We start from the raw sequence: 22,297 nt of genomic DNA on the forward strand, positions 1-22,297 counted from the left end.
ACTCTTTCCTCAAGCCAGATTGACAACGGCGGAGTCACGACCCGCCTGCTGTACTGAATGTTGAAACCACGCAAGATGCGGGTGCAGATTAACCACTTCGCCAATAACAATAAGTGCTGGCGTTGGGGCACCCCGGGCCAGTTCATCAAGGTCGGCAAGGATACCGGTCAGCACCTGCTGGTCCTGGAGCGTTCCCCGTCCGATAACAGCGACCGGCGTTTGGGCATCACGGCCATGTGCAATCAGCCTGGCAGAGATTTCTGCGGCTTTCACCGTGCCCATATAAATAGCCAGCGTTTGTCGCGCTCTCGCCAGTGATGGCCAGTCCACTTCTTCACCATCCGCGCGACAATGTCCGGTGATAAACAGCACGCTTTGTGCATGATCGCGGTGGGTTAAGGGGATACCCGCATACGCCGTCACGCCCGCCGCCGCCGTTACGCCAGGCACCACCTGAAAGGGGATACCTGCCTCAACAGCGACCTGTAGCTCTTCACCGCCACGCCCGAAGATAAAGGGGTCGCCCCCTTTCAGGCGCACTACCCGTTTGCCTTTCTTCGCCAGATCCACCAGCAATCGATTGGTTTCTTCCTGTGGCACACTGTGGGTATTGGCGCGTTTACCCACGCAAATGCGATCGGCGTCGCGACGAACCAAATCCAGTACCTCATCGCTAACCAGATGATCGTAAAGCACTACGTCTGCCAGCTGCATAACCTGCAGGCCACGCAGCGTCAATAATCCGGCATTACCGGGGCCAGCCCCCACCAGAATGATCTCGCCCTCAGTGGCATCGGGATTATCCAGCTGTCGATCCAGCGTCTGTTTTGCGCCAGCCAGATTGCCAGAGGCAATCTGGCTGGCAAACAGCCCATTAAACGCGCTTTCCCAAAAGCGACGACGCTGGGGCATCTTGCTAAAGCGCTGCTTGACCTTGTCGCGCCACTGCCCGGCGATTTCTGCCATCTGGCCAAGATTGCCGGGCAGCAGTGCCTCCAGCTTTTCGCGTAGTAAACGTGCCAGCACCGGTGCCGTACCGCTGGAAGAGATCGCCACCACCAGCGGGGACCGGTCGACAATAGAAGGGAAGATAAAAGAACATTTAGGCTGATCGTCCACCACGTTGGCTAACAGGCGTCGTTCACCAGCATCGTGATAAACGCGGCTGTTTAGCACATTATTGTCTGTGGCAGCAATCACCATCCAAACCTGGTCCAGCTGGCTGCTGTGATACTCTTTAGCCAGCCATTCAACGGCCCCACAATCGTGCAGTGCGGTCAGCTCGGCACCCAACTCACGCGCGACGATTTGCGCTCTAGCGCCCGCACGACGCAACAATTCAATTTTGCGCGCAGCTACTTCGCCACCGCCCACAATCAGCACCGGTTTATCACGGATGTCGGCAAAAATCGGGAGATAATCCACGTCAGCCCTGTCTTTTATAACAAAAAGTTCACGAGACTATACGGCTCTGGCAGAAGGCTTATGAAATTACTAATTGGAATGAGTAGTTACCGAATGGAATAACAATTTGTCTAAGCTAAGAAAAAAAAGTGCTTAACGCAGGGTATTCAAGCCATTATGGATTTAATGAAATTTTTCAGCCGTCGTTGTGCTTTACAGACCGGAGAAAAATATGTCCAGACATTCGCTTAAAGCGGTTGGGAGTGTCGGATAAGCCGGTCGTTTGCTGTTACCATCTTTTAATACGTCAGTCATTTTCTCTCATCACTGTTTCGGAGCCACCCACATGTACATTGTTAGCCTGAGCTATACCCGTCCCATGGCAGAAGTTGAAGCCTTGCTGGATGCGCATCACAACTGGCTGGACCACTATTTTTCTAACGGAATATTCCTCGCGGCAGGCCGGAAAGATCCGCATACCGGCGGGGTGATTATTACCTGCGATATTGACCGCGATCGGCTCGATGCCATCCTCACTGAAAATGCTTTTACGGCGGTGGCAAGCTATGAAGTGACTAAACCCGCGTGAGCGAAGAATTTGCCGGACTGATAGGGCGTTGAAGGCCATCTGCATACGGTATAATGCTGCTGTTTTACCAGGCCGCACGCTCGCATCAAATCCGTGGAAATAACGTTGCAGCGGATAATCTAAATACCCTTGTCAGCATAATAGTCAGCCCGCATTTTTGCGGGCTGACATCTTCAGAGGGCAACGAGTGGGCATTGACAGAAATAAATACGTTTACTTATTTCCCTGAAGTGACTGGACTAACGCTCTCTTTGCAAACGTTTAACGTCATTTTTTAGAAGGCATAACCGGAAAGAAGCAGGGTTCAGCATCTGCTTTTTGTGCCACGACGAGTGCAGTGATCATAGCAGTCCGCCAAATAGTAAGCGATCCCTTACAACCGATACCAGAACGGCCGGTATGCAGCAAAATCGGCAACTTTATGCAGTACGGCCTTTACTCATGTAGCCCGCATTCACGTTTTAAACCAAAAAAGCGCGTTTCCTCCTCCGCCATACCGGGTTCCCATTTGCGCGTGGTGTGCTTATCTCCCACCGACAGATACCCCTGGTCCCACAGCGGATGGTAATCCAGACCATTATCCTTAAGATACTGGTAAACTTGCTTATTATCCCAGTCGATAATCGGCAGTACCTTGAACACTTCGCGCTGGATAGCCAGCACCGAAAGATTTGCCCGACTGTCGGACTGCTCGCGGCGCAGACCGGCAAACCAAGTCTGCGCGTTCAGCGTTTTCATCGCGCGGTTCATGGGTTCAACTTTATTGATCTGGTTATAGCGCTCGATCCCTTCCACGCCCTGCTCCCACAGTTTCCCGTAACGTGCCTCCTGCCAGGCTGCACTCTGCTCGGCGCGAAATACCCGCAGGTTGAGCTTCAGCTGTTCAGCCAGCCGGTCAATAAACTGATAAGTTTCCGGGAAAAGGTAGCCGGTATCAGTGAGGATCACCGGAATACCGGGCGTTACCCGGCTGACCAGATGCAGACTGACCGCAGCCTGAACCCCAAAGCTGGAAGAAAGCACCGCTTCTCCGGGCAAATTTTCCAGCGCCCAGATAACCCGCCCGGTCGCCGATAGCGTATCCAGATGGTTGTTTATTTCCGCCAGCGCCATTACGCGTTCAACTTTGGGCAGCGCGTTCAGTTCAGAGAGATCGAGTACAGCCATATCACGCCTCCGTTATTGCCAGAAATCACGGGCAGGATCGACAACCGCTTTGACAATACCCACGCGCACGGCGAAGTCGCCAAAACCTTCCCCGACCTCGCGTTCTGCTGACCAGCGCCCCACCAGTTGATCAAGGGTAGACAAAATTTCCTCTTCGCTAATGTTTTCGCGGTACATACGCGGAATACGGGTGCCGATACGGTTGCCGCCAAGATGCAGGTTATAGCGCCCCGGTGCCTTGCCCACCAGACCAATTTCGGCCAGCAGCGCACGGCCACACCCATTCGGACATCCGGTCACGCGCAGCACAATATGCTCATCGCCAACGCCATGAGCGCTCATGATGCTTTCCACCCTGGTCACAAATTCCGGCAGGAAACGCTCGGCTTCCGCCATCGCCAGTGGACAGGTGGGAAAAGAGACGCAGGCCATTGAGTTTTCACGCTGCGTACTGACCGCTTCCATCAGACCATGATCGCGTGCCAGCTGCTCAATTTGTGCTTTATTAGCCGCACTCACGCCAGCCACAATCAAATTCTGATTCGCCGTCAGACGGAAATCGCCGGTATGCACCCGGGCAATTTCCGCCACGCCGCTTTTTAACGGACGCCCCGGATAGTCGAGCAGGCGGCCATTTTCAATAAACAGCGTCAGATGCCACTGATTATCAATCCCCTTGACCCAGCCAAAATGATCGCCACGTGTGGTGAATTCGTAAGGACGAACAGGTTCAAAGGTGAGTCCCGCACGGCGCTCCACTTCTGCTTTAAAGGTTTCAACGCCCACGCGTTCCAGCGTGTACTTTGTTTTAGCATTTTTACGGTCGGTACGATTGCCCCAGTCGCGCTGGGTGGTCACTACCGCTTCGGCCACCGCCAGCGTTTTGTCCAGCGGCAGATAGCCAAACTCGCTGGCGGTACGGGCATAGGTCGCCTTATTACCATGATCGATCGATAAACCACCACCGACCAGCAGATTAAAGCCGATCAGCTTGCCTTCTTCGGCAATAGCAATAAAATTCAGGTCGTTGGCGTGCAGATCCACATCATTGTGTGGGGGCACCACCACGGTCGTTTTAAATTTACGTGGCAGATAGGTTTCGCCGAGGATCGGTTCGTTATCAGTGGTGGCCACTTTTTCACGATCCAGCCAGATCTCAGCATAGGCGCGGGTTTGCGGCAGCAGGTGCTCAGAGATCTTCTTTGCCCACTCGTAAGCTTCCTGATGCAGTTCAGACTCCAGCGGATTTGAGGTGCACAGGACGTTACGGTTTACGTCATTTGCCGTCGCCAGTGCATCCAGTCCAACTTCGTTCAGCATCTGATGTGCGGGTTTAACGTTGCCTTTAAGAATGCCGTGAAACTGAAAGGTCTGACGGTTAGTCAGGCGAATGCTGCCGTAAAGGGTGTTTTCCTCAGCAAATTTATCAATGGTCAGCCATTGGGTTGGTGTGATGATGCCACCTGGCAGGCGGCAACGCAGCATCATCGCATGGCGCGGCTCCAGCTTCTGTTCAGCACGTTCAGCACGAATGTCGCGGTCATCCTGCTGATACATACCGTGAAAACGGATGAGCAGAAAATTGTCACCGCTAAAGCCCCCGGTCAGACCATCCTGCAAATCATCGGTCAGGGTACCACGCAGGTAATTGCTCTGTTTTTTCAGGCGCTCGGCATCGGTCAGTTTGCCTTCAACCACCAGCGGCCCCGGATGTTTTTCATTGTTCATTAGTAAACGTCTCGCTGATAGCGGCGCTCAATGCGCAGCTCACTTAAAAATTCATCGGCGGTGTCCAGGTCCATCCCACCGTGTTCAGCCACCACCTCCAGCAATGCCTGTTCCACATCTTTCGCCATGCGGTTCGCGTCGCCACAGACGTAAATATGTGCACCCTGCTCAATCCAGCGCCAGACTTCAGCGCCTCGTGCACGGATTTTATCCTGCACATAAACTTTATGTTGTTGGTCGCGCGACCATGCCAGATCGATATGCGTCAGCAGGCCATCTTTAACGTAGCGCTGCCATTCCACCTGGTAGAGAAAATCTTCGGTGAAGTGCGGATTGCCAAAGAACAGCCAGTTTTTACCTTCCGCGCCATCGTTATCGCGCTGCTGCAGGAAAGCGCGAAACGGCGCAATACCCGTACCCGGACCAATCATGATGACTGGCGCGCGTGGATCGGCGGGCAGACGAAAATTATCGTTATGCTCAATAAAAATACGCAATTCGCCGTCTTCTTCCAGACGGTCAGCGAGAAAACTTGACGCACCGCCTGCGCGCGGGCGGCCATCGATTTCATAACGCACCGCACCAACGGTAATATGCACTTCGGTTTCATTTTCAGCCTGCGAAGAAGCAATAGAGTAGAGTCGCGGCGTCAGTGGACGCAGCATCGCAAGCAGCTGTTCGGCCTTTAACACTATGGGTGCCCGGCGCACCATATCAATGATCGGCACAGACTGAGCGTAATGCTGCAGCTGACTCTTGTCGGATGCCAGTGACAGCAGAGGTTCATGCTGTGACAGCTGGCCGTACTGTTCAACAATCTGTGGCGTGTTGACCGTCAGCTCGAGGTGTTTTTGCAGCGCCTCAGCCAGCGGTAGCGTCTCACCGTTCAGCGCTACCGATTCATCGCCCTTGAGTTCGAGCAGAGCCAACAGTTCCTTCACCAGTGCCGGATCATTCTCATACCACACGCCCAGGGCATCACCAGGTTGATAGCGTAGCCCGGAGTCGCCCAGATCAATCTCAATATGGCGCACGTCTTTATCAGAGTTACGTCCGGTGATTTTCTGGTTCACCGAGAGGCTTGCCGTCAGCGGCGTCTCTTTATTCCACGGGCTTGAGGAAACATGATTGACCGAACCCGCTGCATTTGCCGCAGCCTGAACTGACGCCGCCGTTGGCACGCGTGATTTCAGAATCTCAACGATTTGACTGCGCCAGCGCTCCGCCTCCGCAGCATATTCGACATCGGCGTCAGCGCGCGCCAGCAGACGTTCACCGCCTAATTCAGCCAGTCTGTTGTCGAAATCCTTTCCTGCCTGACAGAAAAACGCATATGACGAGTCCCCCAGACCAAACACGGCAAACGCGGTGTTATCCAGCTTTGGTGCCTTTTTCGACATCAGAAATTTATGCAGCGCGACAGCCTCTTCCGGCGGCTCCCCTTCCCCCTGCGTGGAGGTCACGACCACCAACAGCTTTTCCTGAGCAATCTGCTTGAATTTAAAGTCACCCGAATTAACCAGATTGACATTAAGTTTAACCGCCAGTAAATCATCACGCAGCTGTTCCGCCAGACGGCGGGCATTCCCCGTTTGCGACGCCGAAAGTAAGGTGATGCCGGGAATCTCGCTCGGGGCAGGGGCACTGGCGGGCACCTGATTGACCATGCCCCAGAAATAACCTGAAAGCCATGCCAGTTGTGTCGTCGAAAAATCACCAGTCGCCACCTGCAGGCGGGCGAGTTGTTCCGAACTGAGCGGAAGCAGTGAACCTGGAGGTACCTGAGTCGTCATTGTGTAACGTGTTCCAGTGAGCAGCGCTGAGGCCACAAAATCAGTGAGATTGCGTAAGGGTAACGACTGGCATAATAACCCTTAAATAAGGATTGGTAATAATAAATAACCAAAACGACTAAACGGTTTTTCCGCTAACGCTTAATAGCAAAACAGGTTATCTAACTCACTGATTATTAGTGTCTTATCTGTAATGGTATCACATTCATCGCCTTTTGAGTCGAAAAGAATGCGAAACGGGTGCGAAAAAAGTGTTTTTCCGTTAGACTTCGCCGGCTTTTCCAGGAAATAACCGAGATTGTTCTATGGCTACCACCCTATTTAAAGATTTTCATTTTGAGGCGGCTCATCACCTGCCTGATGTTCCGGCCGGCCATAAATGCGGTCGCCTTCACGGACACTCCTTTATGGTGCGTATTGAGATTACCGGTGAGGTGGACGCGCATACCGGCTGGGTGATGGACTTTGCCGAACTGAAAGCAGCGTTCAGGCCCATATACGATCGCCTCGATCACTACTATTTGAACGATATTCCGGGGCTGTCTAATCCCACCAGTGAAGTGTTGGCAAAATGGATTTGGGAGCAGATGAAACCCTGCCTGCCGCTGTTAAGCGCGGTGATGATTAAAGAAACCTGCACCGCTGGCTGCGTTTATCGGGGCGGATAACGTTCTGATGGGGTTGTCAGGCAATATTAAGATATTTATGCGTTTGCATTGATAGCCGCCAGTTACGCGCAATACAGGTTTCAATACAAAGCCGGGTTGCCTCATCTTTCTGGCTGATGGGCTGCAACGCCACAATGCGACTTTTCTCATCCCGCAACCTTGCCAGCAACTTGTCCAGCGCCTCCACATCGCGTTGACGCGCGACCGGATGCTTTACTTCATCCGCACGAACCAACGCCTGAACGAGCACGTCATAGCCTCCGCGCATATTAACTTTGGGTGATACCGTAACCCAGGTTCCAGCGCTGCACTGCACAGTATGGGTACCGCTGGTTTCAATCTGGCAACTGAAACCGAGCTGCTCAAGATATTCTGTCAGAGGTGTCAGGTCGTAAATGCAGGGTTCACCTCCGGTGATGACCACATGCCGGGCCGCCCAACCCTGTTGCACCATCATAGCATGCAGAGTCTGCGCATCTGCCGCCCCCCATGCATCCGACTCGACGGTTTTTATCAGAATATCGCCCATGCTGGTTTCCCGACTGGCCAGTTTATCCCAAGTGTGTTTGGTATCACACCAGCTGCAGCCCACCGGACACCCCTGCAGGCGGATAAAAATTGCCGGGACGCCGGTATAAAAGCCCTCGCCCTGCAATGTCTGGAACATCTCATTAATCGGGTACTGCATCGTTTTTAACCGCCGGAAGAAAACAGGGCGCAGAGTATGACAGATCGACACAGATTAACCAATCTGCTTTAACGGCAGCAGCGCAAATTAGCGGGCCGACCAGCCCGCCTGCTTTCTACATAAAATTGTTCTGTCGCATCTCTTTTATCGTCTGTCCAACAACATCTTTGGCGCCACTCAGCGTCAGGTGACCATAGTCATTGGAAATGGGATGTCCATCTGATGCTAGTCCGCGACAAACATCGCCGGGGCAAATAATTGAATAGACGGAGATATAGGGTATCCGTAAATCCTGCATTGCCTGCTTCATGGTTTGATCGGTCGTCTTGATACTGCGATCGATAGAAGAGGCGACTAAATCCTTTCGCCCGTCCGTCTGGTAAGCCAACAGTTCTGGCAGTGCTTCAGAATATTCAATAGTCGGACCCATCAAGATAATGTTATCTGAGATAGTTTTGAGGTGCCTGAGAGTCGCTTTCAGCGGCGTGACATCTTCCGGCAGCCAGCGGGCAGAAATAATTATCCCATCAATTTTGTGACCTGGTATCCAGCTTTCATACAGATTATCCACCAGTTCGGTACAGGGGTTTCTAAACATCTGATGATAAAGCGGCTTACAGCCAGCCGAGGTGGCCTGAATGACATTGACCCCTTTTCCGGCCGCGAGGCTCAGTGCCCGCCAGATATGAGCAGCATGACTGTCGCCGATTAATACGTAATTTTTTGCGATGGTCGAGGTTTTTAAACAGTACTCATGATCGAATGGCTTATCCTCCTGACTCTTACCATCCACAAAACATCGTCCAGGGCGATACTGTAACTAAATTCGGGCATGTCTTTGTACTACGAATATTTCGCCAGGGCCAGTGCCTCTGCGGAAAAATTCCCGGCGTTATTGCTCGCATGGCCTTTGTAAAGCGTACCTGCCGCCATCAGTACCAAGCCAGCCACCGACGCAGTAAAAATGCTGGTAGGGAATAATACTGCCAGCCGGTAGCGGAATGGGCTCTCAATCAGATAACGGGACGCCACGGCAAGACTGAACGTCAGGCCAATAATCACGCCTTCACGGATGCCCGGTGCAAAGTTAAAAAACATCCGGCTGTAAACAATTATCGGCCAGTGCCATAAATAAAGGCAGTATGAAATCAAACCGGTATAGACTACCGGCTTTAGCGCCAATACGCGTGAAACTACCGCCTGTTGACCGGCCAGGATAATCAGGAAACTGCCCAGACAGGGCCAGATTGCATTCCAGGCCGGGAAAGGTTTTGTGGTGTCCAGCCACAGAAAGCCCAGCACAATAAACGCCAGTCCGCTGAGACTCATCACATGTTTTACGCCCTGCGAAACCCTGACCATTTTCGCTTCAAGACCGCCCACGGCAACCAGCCCACCGAGCGACAGTTCCCATGCACGCGTGGGCAACATATAAAAGGTGAAGGTTGGTTTTCGGGTAGCGGCCCAGATGCTGAAAAATAGTGATATCAGGATAATCAGCAGCATCACCTGCATTGCACGCGTGCGAAAAAAACGCACAACAAAAAGCAGGATAACCGGAAATACAATATAGGACTGTTCTTCAACCGCCAGCGACCAGATATGCAACAACGGCTTCAGCTCGGCAGGTCCGGCAAAGTAACCTGTGGTTTTCCAGAAAAATATATTGGTGGAGAATAGCAGCGCGGCCAGAGCGCTATTACTGAGATCCTTGAACCGCACGGGAAGTAAGTGGTAGTAACCAAAGGCCAGCGTGGCGAACAAAACCACAAATAACGGTGGAAGGATCCGCAGGCAACGCCGCTTATAGAATTCGAGGTATGAAAACGTGTTCCGAACAGCACCAGCGTAAATAATGCCGCATATCAGATACCCCGATATGACGAAAAATATATCCACACCGGTAAATCCGCCAGGTATGCCTGAAAACCCCATGTGATAGGCTATGACTGGCATTACAGCCAACCGCCCTTAAACCATCTACGTCCGCCCTGTATTTCATTTAAAAACAGTCCTGATTACATTTAGTCGCATAAATTTAATGTGAATTTCTGCTACCACGAGATGAAACAGACCTTTCTGCAATCGCCAAACCAAGAATAAATCATTGTTTTAAAATAAAAAATACAAAAAAAGTGGCGTAACTTCTCAGAATATTCTCACCCTAAGGGTGAGAATAATGTTAAGTCTTACTGACCTTTAACCTCTTTCAGACCGTTGAATGGCGCACGGCTACCCAGCGCCTCTTCAATACGGATCAGCTGGTTGTATTTGGCAACACGGTCGGAACGGCTCATAGAACCGGTTTTAATCTGGCCCGCCGCTGTACCTACCGCCAGGTCGGCGATGGTGGCATCTTCTGTTTCACCTGAACGGTGGGAGATAACGGCAGTGTAGCCAGCATCTTTAGCCATTTTGATCGCCGCCAGGGTTTCGGTCAACGAACCAATCTGGTTGAATTTGATCAGGATAGAGTTAGCAATGCCTTTATCAATGCCTTCTTTCAGAATTTTGGTGTTGGTAACGAACAGGTCGTCGCCCACCAGCTGGATTTTATCGCCCAGCACTTTAGTCTGGTAAGCGAAGCCCGCCCAGTCAGACTCATCCAGACCGTCTTCAATAGATACGACAGGGTACTGTTTGATCAGGTCTTCCAGGAAGTGGGTGAATTCTTCAGAAGTGAATGCTTTGTTGCCTTCACCCGCCAGCACGTATTTGCCGTCTTTATAGAATTCAGAAGCCGCGCAGTCCATCGCCAGGGTGATATCTTTACCCAGCTCATAGCCTGCCGCTTTTACCGCTTCAGCGATAACAGCCAGCGCTTCTGCATTTGAACCCAGGTTTGGTGCATAACCACCTTCGTCACCCACTGCCGTACCCATGCCTTTAGACTTCAACACTTTTGCCAGAGTGTGGAACACTTCAGAACCCATACGAATGGCTTCTTTCAGGGTTTTTGCGCCCACTGGCTGGATCATGAACTCCTGGATATCGACGTTGTTGTCAGCGTGCTCACCACCGTTGATGATGTTCATCATCGGTAACGGCATGGAGAATTTACCCGGAGTGCCATTCAGTTCTGCAATGTGCTCATAAAGCGGCATACCTTTTGCCGCAGCGGCTGCTTTCGCCGCTGCCAGAGAAACCGCCAGAATAGCGTTAGCGCCAAATTTAGATTTGTTTTCGGTACCATCAAGCTCGATCATGATCTTATCGATGTTTGCCTGATCTTTTGCATCTTTACCGGTAACCGCGTCAGCAATGGGGCCATTAACGGCAGCTACCGCTTTGGTTACGCCCTTGCCAAGGAAGCGTGATTTATCACCATCACGCAGTTCCAGTGCTTCGCGTGAACCGGTAGATGCGCCTGATGGCGCGGCGGCCATACCGACGAAACCGCCTTCCAGATGCACTTCAGCTTCAACGGTCGGATTGCCACGAGAGTCGATGATTTCGCGACCGATGACTTTAACGATTTTGGACATTAGTTTTTCCTCAGTACAAGTTATCTAAACTCAGACAAACAACGCGCGGAAAGTTCGCGCGTTGTTATGAAAACACTTATTTTGCCAAACGCTTTTGGTGCTCGTTTGCTGCTTTCACAAAGCCAGCAAACAGCGGGTGACCATCACGCGGCGTCGAGGTGAATTCCGGGTGGAACTGACAGGCCACAAACCACGGATGTTCAGGGATTTCAATGATTTCAACCAGCTGATCATCCCCGGAGCGACCGGCTACGCGCAATCCCGCCGCTTCAATTTGCTTCAACAGCAGGTTGTTAACCTCATAGCGATGGCGGTGCCGCTCAACAATGATATCGCTGCCGTAAAGCTGACGAACCAGACTGTCACTGGTCAACTGGCACTGCTGGCTACCCAGACGCATAGTACCACCTAAATCGCTCTTCTCAGTGCGGACCTCAACATTACCCTCTTCATCACGCCATTCGGTGATCAAAGCCACCACCGGATATTTGCAGTAGGGCACAAACTCTGTTGAGTTAGCATTTTCCATGCTGGCGACATTACGGGCAAACTCCATCAGTGCCACCTGCATGCCGAGGCAAATACCTAAAAAAGGCACTTTATTTTCGCGCGCATAACGGGCGGTCATTAACTTCCCTTCCACGCCACGATAGCCAAAACCGCCCGGGATCAGGATCGCATCCAAGTCTTTTAATAACTCAACGCCCCGGCTTTCCACATCCTGTGAGTCAATCAGCTTGATATTAACCGTTACGCGATTTTTCAAACCACCGTGTTTCAGCGCCTCAATCACCGATTTATACGCATCCGGCAGTTCAACATACTTGCCGACCATACCAATGGTCACTTCACCGCCGGGATTCGCCTCCTCATAAATCACCTGCTCCCATTCAGCCAGGTTGGCTTCCGGCGCGTTCAGATTAAAGCGTTTGCAAATATAATCATCCAGCCCCTGTGAGTTCAACAGCCCGGGAATTTTATAGATGGAATCAACATCTTTAAGAGAGATAACAGCCTTTTCCGGCACGTTACAGAACAGCGCAATTTTGGCACGCTCATTCGCTGGCACGGCACGATCGGAACGGCAAATCAGCACGTCTGGCTGAATACCGATAGACAACAGTTCCTTAACAGAATGTTGGGTAGGCTTCGTTTTAACTTCACCAGCCGCCGCCATATAGGGCACCAGTGTAAGATGCATATACATAGTGTGTTCGCGACCTACATCTACGGCCATCTGACGAATGGCTTCAAGAAACGGCAGGGATTCGATATCTCCCACGGTGCCGCCAATCTCAACCAACACAACATCATTGCCTTCACCACCTTCAATGATGCGTTCTTTGATTGCATTGGTGATGTGCGGGATAACCTGGACGGTCGCGCCCAGATAGTCGCCACGGCGCTCTTTACGCAGCACTTCGGAGTAAATACGCCCGGTAGTAAAATTATTACGGCGGCTCATTTTGGTGCGAATAAAGCGCTCGTAGTGACCGAGATCCAAATCAGTCTCAGCACCGTCATCGGTAACGAACACTTCGCCGTGCTGAGTTGGACTCATCGTACCCGGATCCACATTAATATATGGGTCCAACTTCATGATGGTCACATTGAGACCGCGCGCTTCGAGAATGGCGGCCAGGGAGGCGGCGGCAATGCCCTTACCCAGAGAGGATACGACCCCGCCGGTCACAAAAATATAGTTCGTTGTCATGCTGAACCTGAGAATGTAGGTTTAAAGACGATGGAATAACCAGGACGGGAAAACAGTATACTTGAATCGCCGCGTCGCCACAATTAATCGTTTTTAGTTATCAGCCAGCCATCGCACAGACCACTATGAGACTACGCGATGATGCAGTGCTATGGGTTGATTCAGCCCACACTTTTGTTGAATCGAGTCAGCTATTATTCCTGAAAGGACGTTATTCACGTGATTTGACCTGTCGCCATACCGCCTCCATTTGCTCGAGCGAAGTATCCTGCATCGCCATTCCCTGAGCGGCAATAATTTCCTCCACCCGGCGAAAGCGCCGTTCAAATTTATCATTGGCTTTCTGCAGCGTCATTTCTGCTTTACTACCAAGATGACGGGTAAAATTAACGGCGGCAAAGAGAAAATCGCCGATTTCTTCTTCGAGTTTCTGCTGGTCTACCACGGGTTGCCGGACTTCATGCATGACCTCGTCAATTTCTTCATACACTTTATCCAGCACCGGCCCCAGTGTTTGCCAGTCGAAACCAACATTGCTGCAACGCTTCTGAATTTTGTGCGCGCGCATCAGGGCAGGTAACGTACGAGGTATGTCGCCCAGCGCAGAATGTTGTTGTTTTTCAGCACGCTCAAAAGTCTTAATCTGCTCCCAGTCGGGCAAGACCTGTTGGCTGCTGCTAATTTTTACCGCACCAAAAATATGTGGGTGGCGACGCTGCAGCTTATCGCTGATGGTGTTACAAACAGCGTCGAAGTTAAATCTTCCCTCTTCCTCGGCTATACGAGCATAAAACACAACCTGAAATAGCAGGTCGCCCAGTTCGCTTTGCATGTCGTCGATGTTTCCACGGCTGATGGCATCAAGCAGTTCATGGGTTTCTTCAAGCGTGTAAGGGGCAATGCTGGCATAAGTCTGTTGGCGATCCCACGGACAGCCCTTATGCGGATCGCGCAGGGTTTTCATTATGCCCAGCAGGCGATCTAATCCATTCATAATCAGTTCCTGAGAAATTTTGTTGCAATACCACAGATAAAATATCTGACGCGCGTGTTTTTTGGCGTTAACAGCGCCAGACTGCCAGAAGTTATGATCGCTGTTAGCTGACGAAAGAGAAGAGCGTTATCCCCGGCAGACCATTTTAGCGGCTGTTCGGGGGCAACGCTCTCAGGATGTAAAATGATCGGCAAATCAGATTCAATGCAGCCTTTTCGCATCAATGATGTCCGGCACCTGATTGAGTCTCGCCAGCACACGTCCCAGTACCTGCTGGTTGTAGATTTCAATATCCATATCAATCGTTGCCAGCTGTCTTTTGGTGTCGCTTCTGCTGGAAACGCCCAATACGTTAACTTTTTCATTAGCAAGGATGGTGGTGATATCACGCAGCAACCCACTGCGATCGTTAGCCGTAACCCGAACCACCAACAAGTAACCGCTCGAATAGCTTTCTCCCCAAACAGCATCAACAATCCGTTCCGGCGCATGGGACATCAGTTCACTGAACTGATCGCAGTCGGCGCGGTGAATAGAAATACCGCGACCCTGCGTGATGAACCCGACAATTTCGTCACCGGGAATAGGCTGACAGCAGCGGGCGATATGGTGCATCAGATTGCCAACACCCTCAACGACCACTCTGCCGCTTTCCTTACTGCGAGGGGCAGACGACTTTTGTGTCAGCTGTCGCAATGCTTCACGATCTTCTTCCTCCGCGCTCGACTTGTTCAGCTTCGATTGTAGAAAATTGGTCATCTGATTGAGGCGAATGTCACCGCCTCCAATCGCCGCCAGTAGCTCATCAAGGGAATTGAAGTTATAACGCGGCAGAAGCAGCTTCTCCGCTTCTTTCAGGCTGATATCTAAATGATCCAACTCGCTATCGAGAATCTGCCGACCGGCAACAATATTTTTGTCACGATCCTGCTTGCGAAACCAGGCATGAATCTTCGAACGCCCGCGACTGGTGGTAATGTAGCCCAGGTTAGGATTAAGCCAGTCGCGGCTTGGATTAGGCTGCTTCTGGGTAATAATGTCGATCTGATCGCCCATCTGTAATTGATAAGTAAAAGGCACGATACGGCCACCGATTTTAGCCCCAATACAGCGGTGGCCAATATCGCTGTGAATATGGTAGGCAAAATCAAGGGGCGTCGAGCCAGCGGGCAGATCCACCACATCACCTTTCGGGGTAAACACATAAACACGATCGTCAAACACCTGACTGCGCACTTCATCCAGCATTTCACCGGAATCGGACATCTCCTCCTGCCATGCAATAAGCTTGCGCAGCCACGCTATTCTCTCTTCATGGCCTGATGCGCCACGAGAGCTGCCCGAAGCCCCCCCTTCTTTATACTTCCAGTGCGCGGCCACACCCAGTTCAGCATTTTCATGCATCTGCCGGGTTCGAATCTGAATTTCCACCGTTTTGCCCTTAGGTCCAAGTACAACGGTATGGATTGACTGGTAGCCATTAGGTTTGGGGTTGGCAACATAGTCGTCAAACTCGCTGGGCAGGTGGCGGTAAAGCGTGTGAACAATACCCAGCGCGCCGTAGCAATCCTGCAGACGCTCCGCCACAATTCGAACTGCCCTCACATCAAACAGTTCGTCAAAAGACAGCGACTTTTTCTGCATTTTGCGCCAGATACTGTAGATATGTTTGGGTCGCCCGTACACTTCAGCCTTTACGCCCTGCTTTACGATCTCATCACGCAGCGACTGAACAAAAGTGTCGATGTACTGTTCACGATCGATGCGACGCTCATGCAGCAATTTAGCAATGCGCTTATATTCATCGGGGTGCAAATAACGGAAGCAAAAATCCTCCAGCTCCCATTTCAACTGTCCAATGCCAAGACGGTTGGCAAGCGGCGCATAAATATTGGTGCACTCTTTGGCGGCCAACACCCGCTCATCTTCCGGTGCTTCTTTCACTTCACGAAGGTGGGCAATACGTTCGGCCAGTTTGATTACCACACAGCGAAAGTCTTCCACCATCGCCAACAGCATACGACGAACGTTATCAACCTGTTCAGAAGCCATTGAATCATTGTGGGTAGCTTTTAGCTGCCGGATTGCGTCCATATCTCGCACGCCGTGGACCAGTGAGACGATAGCCTTGCCAAACGTTGCTTCCAGCACTGCTTCAGGGACCACACCAGAATCAGCCAGAGGAAACAGGAGCGCGGCACGCAAACTTTCGCTGTCCATACTCAGCATGGAGAGAATTTCCACCATCTCGACGCCACGCCATAAAAGGAGTGCGGCGTCGATGTGATGTTGCGTTGCTTCCTGACAATAACGCCAGGTTTCAGCCAGACGTTCACATGACTGCTGGTTGGAAATCCCCAAACTGGTGATCCATTGATCAAGGGCAAACTCGCCAGCCGTATTCAAATGTGCACTTCTTACCGCAACCATAACCTCTCCTGGCTTACTCCCCTGTGGGAGCCTGTTTTCGGCTAAATAGCACCATGGACTCCACGTGCCCGGTATGCGGAAACATATCAAACAACGAAACCCTTTCCAATTCATATCCTGATGCCAAAAGAGTTTGGCTATCCCGGGTAAGTGTAGTCGGATTACAGGAAACGTAGACCACCTTTTGCGGGGCAAGTTTAATGATATGTGACATCCCCGCTGCCGCCCCAGCACGGGGCGGATCCAGTAACACTTTATTGAATCCTTTTGCAGCCCACGGCTGCTTCACTACATCCTCGTCCAGATTATGCTGAAAAAAATCAACATTATTCAGATTATTCTTTTCAGCATTGCGAACAGCCTGCCCCACTAATGTAGCAACGCCTTCTACGCCCGTAACATTCTTAACCTGTTTTCCGGCAGGCAACGTAAAGTTCCCCATGCCGCAAAACAGATCTAATAGCCAATCCTCTGGTTGAATATCGAGCCATACCAGCGCCTGATTCACCATTTTTTCATTAAGCTCGCCGTTAACCTGGATAAAGTCGCGCGGGCTGAATGTCAGCGTCAGATCGTTTATTCGATAAAAAGGGAAGCTCGCCATTGACCTGCAATAGTGCATCGCTGTCGGGTGCCAGAAACAGGGCAACATGATTATTATGCGAAAACTGTTCCAGTTTTTCTTTATCCGCCCTGCTCAGGGCATCAAGATGGCGCAGAACCAGCAATGGACCATTATCTGCCAGCACCAGTTCGACATGGCCCAGACGCCTGGCTACCTGCAAACTGTTTAACAATTGGTGCAGATGCGGGATTAAGGCATTAAGCTCAGGTTTCAAAACGGGACACTGCATAACAGTGACCAGCTCACCTGATGAAGCCACCTGACGAAATCCCATTTGCACTGTCTGGCTACGTTTATCAAAGTACAAGCTCAATCGCGCCCGTCGCCGATAGCCGTACGGCTCCCCCGCAATAATATTGTCTATTACCACCGGGATAATGCTGGTCACTTAAGGTGACCAGCAACCTTTTTATCCGGATATTTCCTGCTCTTTACCCTCAACTCTCTCGGGTAACTTCGCTCTCTTCTACCCGGTAACACAAGCCATTTCGCCTGTTCATACAGGGTTCTCAGTTCTCCCGGCATTTTTCCCGGCGAAGCCCAGGGCAGGGTTATCAGCATCCGGATTATTTCGCTTATCGCTCCACTGAAGCTCAGCTGGTAAGGCAGGTAATCTCCTTTCAGATGGAACGCCATCTGCACCATCTGATATCGCACCAGGTTATAAGCCAGCAGTACCCCCCATAGCTCCTGTCTCACCAGCTCCGGCAGGCGACTGCGTAATGTCCACCGGCTGTCCAGCATACCCTGCTTTGCTTCCCGGTAGCCCAGTTCTGTTTCCCAGCGGTGGCGATATAGCTCGCTGATATCTTTACCCGGATAGCGATTCGGGTCTGTCAGTGACGTCAGCACCTGCCTCTCTTTACCGTCTACCCTGCGGGTCAGCAGTCTTGCCACCATTTCTTCCGGGACCCCTGGCCATTGCTTCCTGGCTCGTGGACTGGTTTTCAGGCATATCAGTTCATCTCCACGCCCCAAACGGCGAACCACCTGATACTGTACGTGTTTTTTCAACGGCAACAACCAGTGACGGTGTTCTCCTGCTGTCTGCCAGTGATGAAGCAGACCCATCGAATAAAATCCCTTATCGAACAGGGTGGTACTGTTATTCGGGGTTTTCTCCGTCAGGTGCTCAGCCAGCCGCATTTCACTGACTTTTTCACTGTCGAATGCACTGGCGGCGATCAGATGGCTGCTCAGCTCCATCAGACAAACCATTCGCACCTGAGGATAGCCGCCTTCGCCGTACTGGCTGCTGTGTTTACTGAAGACGGCTCTGTTTTCCGGCGTATCGGCGGTACGCCAGACCACGCCGTCGACAGCAAACAGATTCAGACCGTGCCATTTTGGATGTGCAGCCTGCTGATTCCAGTGCTGCTGTGTGATATCAAAAAGCTCCCGCACTGCATTTTCACCCAGAGTCTTACGGCGCTGAATGACAGCGCTGCGTGCGGTAAAAGGAGCTCCGGTCCGGTCAGTAATATCCATCAGATTGACGATTTCGGTCATCGGATGATCGCAAAAAATGGACATCCCAACGACAAGCCAAATCATGGATTCGAGGGAAAGTTTACGTTTACGCAAAGTAACGGTATCGGTCAGGGTGAGCGCCTGCTGAATAAGCTCGGGAGGAATAAGGTCCGCGAGACTACGGGCGCGCTCAGGAGTGGCGGCATTGATGATGCCGAGGGCCTGGGAAAGTTCCATTTAAAAAGGGTTCCATGATGAACATAGAACCCTTTTTACCGCATAAACCGGATCGGTCAACCGATCCTTAAATGATCGGCATTAACCACCGGGACACCGTTTTTCTGACTCAGCATGCGCGAAAGGGCGTTAGCTTTGCTCTGCTGCTGCAAGGTGGATGATGCATGCTGGATCTGACAGCCACCACAGCGGCCAAAATACGGACAGCGTGGTGCCACGCGTTCAGAGCTGGCAGAAAGAATTCGGGTTGTTTTGCCCCGCGCCCATGAACTTTTTTCCTGGACGATCTCCACCTCGACGCACTCGCCCGGCAATGCCCCACTAATGAACAGTGCTTTACCGTTTATTCGTCCCACTCCCTGCCCCAGTCCATCCAGTTCATCAATCATCACTCTTATGATCTGGCGGGTCGTCACGCACCGTTTTGCAGAGTAGAATTGCGCCATTATTCAGTTTCATCCGTAACATAGTTAGCGAAAAAGCGTGCGTAGCCTACACCAGGGATTAAGAAAATACGACCCGCGTAGCCCGCTCACACCACCGTGCTACAGGATAATTATGACTAAATACAGCCTGCGGGCGCGCATGATAATTTTGATTCTGGCCCCCACGTTGATGATCGGGCTTTTATTAAGCACTTTTTTTATCGTACATCGCTATAACGAGCTGCAACATCAGCTTATGAATGCGGGGGCAAATATTATTGAACCCCTGGCTACCGCCAGTGAATATGGCATAACCTTCCAAAGCAAAACATCGGTACGCCAGCTGGTCAACCTGCTGCACCGTCGTCACTCGAATATCGTCCGTGTTCTTGCCGTGTTCGACACGAAAGATCAGCTTTTTGTCACCTCTAATTACCATCTTAATATTGAAAAACTGCGAATGCCGGAGAGCGCCCGATTTATTTCTGGCATTAGTACTCAACGCCTGGGAAACGCGATAATTTTACGCACGCCAATACGGTCAGAAAGCTACTATCCAGATGAGGCGGCCAATGAAAATGCCAAGCCCAGCGGCAATCCGCTGGGCTACGTTGCCATTGAACTGGATTTACAGTCGATCAGATTACAGCAATATAAGGAAGTTTTTCTCTCAACCCTGCTGCTGTTGCTCTGCCTGTGTCTGGCGATGCTGTTCGCCTATCGTTTGATGCGCGACGTCACCGGGCCTATTCGAAATATGGTCAATACGGTTGATCGCATTCGTCGTGGGCAGCTTGATAGCAGAGTGTCCGGACATATGTTAGGTGAGTTGGACATGTTGAAAAACGGCATTAACTCCATGGCTATGTCGCTGACCGCTTATCATGAAGAAATGCTGCAAAATATCGATCAGGCCACCTCGGATTTGCGAGAAACTCTTGAACAGATGGAGATCCAGAATGTGGAGCTGGATCTGGCCAAGAAGCATGCTCAGGAAGCCGCACGGATCAAATCAGAATTCCTTGCCAATATGTCCCATGAGCTGCGCACCCCTCTTAATGGCGTTATTGGCTTTACCCGTCAGACGCTCAAGACCTCTCTCAATTCGACCCAACGCGATTATCTGCACACCATTGAGCGCTCGGCAAATAATCTGTTGAGCATTATTAATGACGTTATGGATTTCTCAAAGCTTGAAGTCGGCAAACTGGTGCTGGAAACGATTCCCTTCCCGCTGCGTGCCACGCTCGACGAAGTCGTGGTTTTACTGGCGCAATCTGCTCATGAGAAAGGGCTGGAACTGACACTGAATATTCAGCATGACGTGCCGGACAATGCCATCGGCGATCCGCTCCGACTGCAACAGATCATCGTTAACCTGCTGGGTAACGCCATCAAATTTACTGAGTACGGACATATTAATATCCGTGTGGAAAAACGCGCGTTGATCAACAACCGCATCGAGCTGGAGGTGCAGATCCACGACACGGGCATCGGTATTTCAGAGAAACAGCAGTCGCAGTTGTTTCAGGCGTTTCGTCAGGCCGATGCCAGTATTTCCCGACGCCATGGAGGTACAGGCCTGGGCCTGGTGATTACCCAAAAGCTGGTGCATGAAATGGGTGGAGAAGTATCGTTCCATAGCCGATTGAATCAGGGATCAACCTTCTGGTTTCATATCAATCTTGCACTGAATCCGAATGCCGCCAGCGATCTGCGCATTGCTGACTGTCTGCAAAACAGGAGCCTTGCCTACATTGAAGCGAATCCAGCCGCCGCTCAATCAACGCAGGATTTGCTGGCTGCTACCAAAATGACCGTCAGTTACAGTCCCAACCTGGAGGAGCTTCCTCCCGGGCACTATGACGTTTTGCTTATCGGGCTGCCAGTGACAAAAGAACAGGGCGGCAAAATAGCCAACCACGAACTGCTACCCATTTTACAACGTGCTGACAACGTGATCATGGCACTGCCCTGCCAGATGCAAACCTATGCAGAAGATCTCAAAGCGCGAGGGGTAAGTGCCTGTTTAATTAAGCCTGTGTCTCTTACGCGTCTGTTGCCCGTGCTGTTCGATTATCACATGCAGGATTCCGGTCTTCGGACAGAGAAACGTCGTCTGCCGCTGACGGTCATGGCCGTTGATGATAACCCTGCCAATCTGAAATTGATCGGTGCGCTGCTGGAAGAACAGGTAGAGCATATTGTCCTCTGTGGCAATGGTTTTACCGCCATCGAAGAAGCACAAAAACAGGCACTCGACATAATTTTGATGGATATCCAGATGCCAGAAATAGACGGTCTGCGCACCAGTGAGTTAATTCGTCAACTGCCACAGCATTTAACAACGCCCATTGTCGCCGTCACCGCCCATGCGCTCAATGGCGAGCAGGAACAGTTGTTTAAAGCAGGCATGGTTGAGTACCTAGCGAAACCCATTGATGAAGGCAAACTTAGCCAGTTGTTGGCTCGTTACTCGCCTGCACCTGTAGTGATGACGCTGCCGGATACGACCGGCTCGCTTGACTGGCAGCTGGCACTTCGCCAGGCAGCCAATAAGCCGGATTTGGCCCTGGATTTATTACAGATGCTGGTTGATTTCCTGCCGGATGTACAAAGTCTGGTTAACCGTTATATGCAGGAAAACAATCCACAGGCGCTGCGCGATATTATCCACAAGCTCCATGGTAGCGCCAGTTACAGCGGTGTTCCCCGACTGAAAAAACTGTGCCAACAGATTGAGCAAAATCTGCGGTTAAATAATGATATTGCAGCCGTTGAACCAGAATTGTACGAACTGCTGGATGAGACTGAGAATGTCACAACCTTAGCCAGAAAGAGGCTGGGACTGAGTGATTGAGTCATTTCCAAAGGCGGCAT

The 22,297-nt window shown here is 51.3% G+C and carries 16 protein-coding genes and 1 pseudogene; 3 read left to right on the forward strand and 14 right to left on the reverse strand.

Features of this window, described 5'->3' with window-relative positions; translation table 11 throughout:
* Positions 1–9: 9 nt before the first annotated feature.
* Positions 10–1,425, reverse strand: a complete 1,416-nt coding sequence (cysG, locus tag LU633_RS18310; RefSeq protein WP_016190160.1) for a siroheme synthase CysG — start codon at positions 1,423–1,425, stop codon at positions 10–12.
* 325 nt (positions 1,426–1,750) lie between these two features.
* Between cysG and LU633_RS18315 the strand changes: the two genes are divergently transcribed.
* The gene (locus tag LU633_RS18315; protein WP_016190161.1) at positions 1,751–1,993 is read left to right on the forward strand and encodes a YciI family protein; all 243 of its coding nucleotides are present in this window, start codon (positions 1,751–1,753) and stop codon (positions 1,991–1,993) included.
* 435 nt (positions 1,994–2,428) lie between these two features.
* Here the strand turns inward: LU633_RS18315 and LU633_RS18320 are convergent, their stop codons facing one another.
* From LU633_RS18320 to cysJ, 3 genes are read right to left on the reverse strand one after another with little or no spacing between them, the layout of a single operon-like run.
* Complete coding sequence (locus LU633_RS18320; RefSeq protein ID WP_016190163.1) at positions 2,429–3,160, reverse strand: phosphoadenylyl-sulfate reductase; 732 nt, start codon at positions 3,158–3,160, stop codon at positions 2,429–2,431.
* 12 nt (positions 3,161–3,172) lie between these two features.
* Positions 3,173–4,888, reverse strand: a complete 1,716-nt coding sequence (gene cysI, locus LU633_RS18325; RefSeq protein ID WP_016190164.1) for an assimilatory sulfite reductase (NADPH) hemoprotein subunit — start codon at positions 4,886–4,888, stop codon at positions 3,173–3,175.
* Positions 4,888–6,681: an NADPH-dependent assimilatory sulfite reductase flavoprotein subunit gene (gene cysJ, locus LU633_RS18330; protein ID WP_016190165.1), complete on the reverse strand. Its 1,794-nt coding sequence runs from the start codon at positions 6,679–6,681 to the stop codon at positions 4,888–4,890. Before cysJ ends, cysI begins: the two co-directional genes overlap by 1 nt.
* Positions 6,682–6,986: 305 nt before the next feature.
* Here cysJ and queD point away from each other — a divergent pair, with 305 nt between their 5' ends.
* Positions 6,987–7,349, forward strand: a complete 363-nt coding sequence (gene queD / locus LU633_RS18335) for a 6-carboxytetrahydropterin synthase QueD (protein WP_016190166.1) — start codon at positions 6,987–6,989, stop codon at positions 7,347–7,349.
* A gap of 16 nt (positions 7,350–7,365) precedes the next feature.
* Here queD and queE read toward each other — a convergent pair whose 3' ends face one another.
* From queE to LU633_RS18385, 10 genes and pseudogenes are all read right to left on the reverse strand, one after another.
* Entirely contained in the window at positions 7,366–8,037 is a 672-nt protein-coding gene (queE, locus tag LU633_RS18340; RefSeq protein WP_016190167.1) for a 7-carboxy-7-deazaguanine synthase QueE, read from the reverse strand.
* A 115-nt stretch (positions 8,038–8,152) separates the two neighbouring features.
* Positions 8,153–8,830: an SGNH hydrolase domain-containing protein gene (locus tag LU633_RS18345; RefSeq protein WP_232426812.1), complete on the reverse strand. Its 678-nt coding sequence runs from the start codon at positions 8,828–8,830 to the stop codon at positions 8,153–8,155.
* 50 nt (positions 8,831–8,880) lie between these two features.
* Entirely contained in the window at positions 8,881–9,993 is a 1,113-nt protein-coding gene (locus tag LU633_RS18350; RefSeq protein WP_232426813.1) for an acyltransferase family protein, read from the reverse strand.
* Positions 9,994–10,226: 233 nt separating this feature from the next.
* Positions 10,227–11,522, reverse strand: a complete 1,296-nt coding sequence (gene eno / locus LU633_RS18355) for a phosphopyruvate hydratase (RefSeq protein WP_016190168.1) — start codon at positions 11,520–11,522, stop codon at positions 10,227–10,229.
* 76 nt (positions 11,523–11,598) lie between these two features.
* On the reverse strand, positions 11,599–13,236 hold the full coding sequence (pyrG, locus tag LU633_RS18360; protein WP_016190169.1) for a glutamine hydrolyzing CTP synthase: 1,638 nt from the start codon (positions 13,234–13,236) through the stop codon (positions 11,599–11,601).
* A gap of 211 nt (positions 13,237–13,447) precedes the next feature.
* Complete coding sequence (gene mazG, locus LU633_RS18365; protein WP_016190170.1) at positions 13,448–14,230, reverse strand: nucleoside triphosphate pyrophosphohydrolase; 783 nt, start codon at positions 14,228–14,230, stop codon at positions 13,448–13,450.
* Positions 14,231–14,431: 201 nt separating this feature from the next.
* Positions 14,432–16,660, reverse strand: a complete 2,229-nt coding sequence (gene relA, locus LU633_RS18370) for a GTP diphosphokinase (protein ID WP_016190172.1) — start codon at positions 16,658–16,660, stop codon at positions 14,432–14,434.
* Between the two features lie 13 nt (positions 16,661–16,673).
* Positions 16,674–17,655: pseudogene (rlmD, locus tag LU633_RS18375) on the reverse strand (23S rRNA (uracil(1939)-C(5))-methyltransferase RlmD); the annotation flags it as partial.
* Between the two features lie 14 nt (positions 17,656–17,669).
* Entirely contained in the window at positions 17,670–18,992 is a 1,323-nt protein-coding gene (locus LU633_RS18380; protein ID WP_046371972.1) for an IS4 family transposase, read from the reverse strand.
* Positions 18,993–19,048: 56 nt separating this feature from the next.
* Positions 19,049–19,438 (reverse strand): TRAM domain-containing protein, encoded by a 390-nt coding sequence (locus LU633_RS18385; RefSeq protein WP_046371973.1) that lies wholly within the window; start codon positions 19,436–19,438, stop codon positions 19,049–19,051.
* 112 nt (positions 19,439–19,550) lie between these two features.
* On the opposite strand from LU633_RS18385, the gene barA reads away from it, so the two are divergent.
* Complete coding sequence (gene barA, locus LU633_RS18390; RefSeq protein WP_016190174.1) at positions 19,551–22,277, forward strand: two-component sensor histidine kinase BarA; 2,727 nt, start codon at positions 19,551–19,553, stop codon at positions 22,275–22,277.
* Positions 22,278–22,297: the final 20 nt, after the last annotated feature.

The sequence above is a fragment of the Erwinia tracheiphila genome (assembly GCF_021365465.1).
Lineage (GTDB): Bacteria > Pseudomonadota > Gammaproteobacteria > Enterobacterales > Enterobacteriaceae > Erwinia > Erwinia tracheiphila.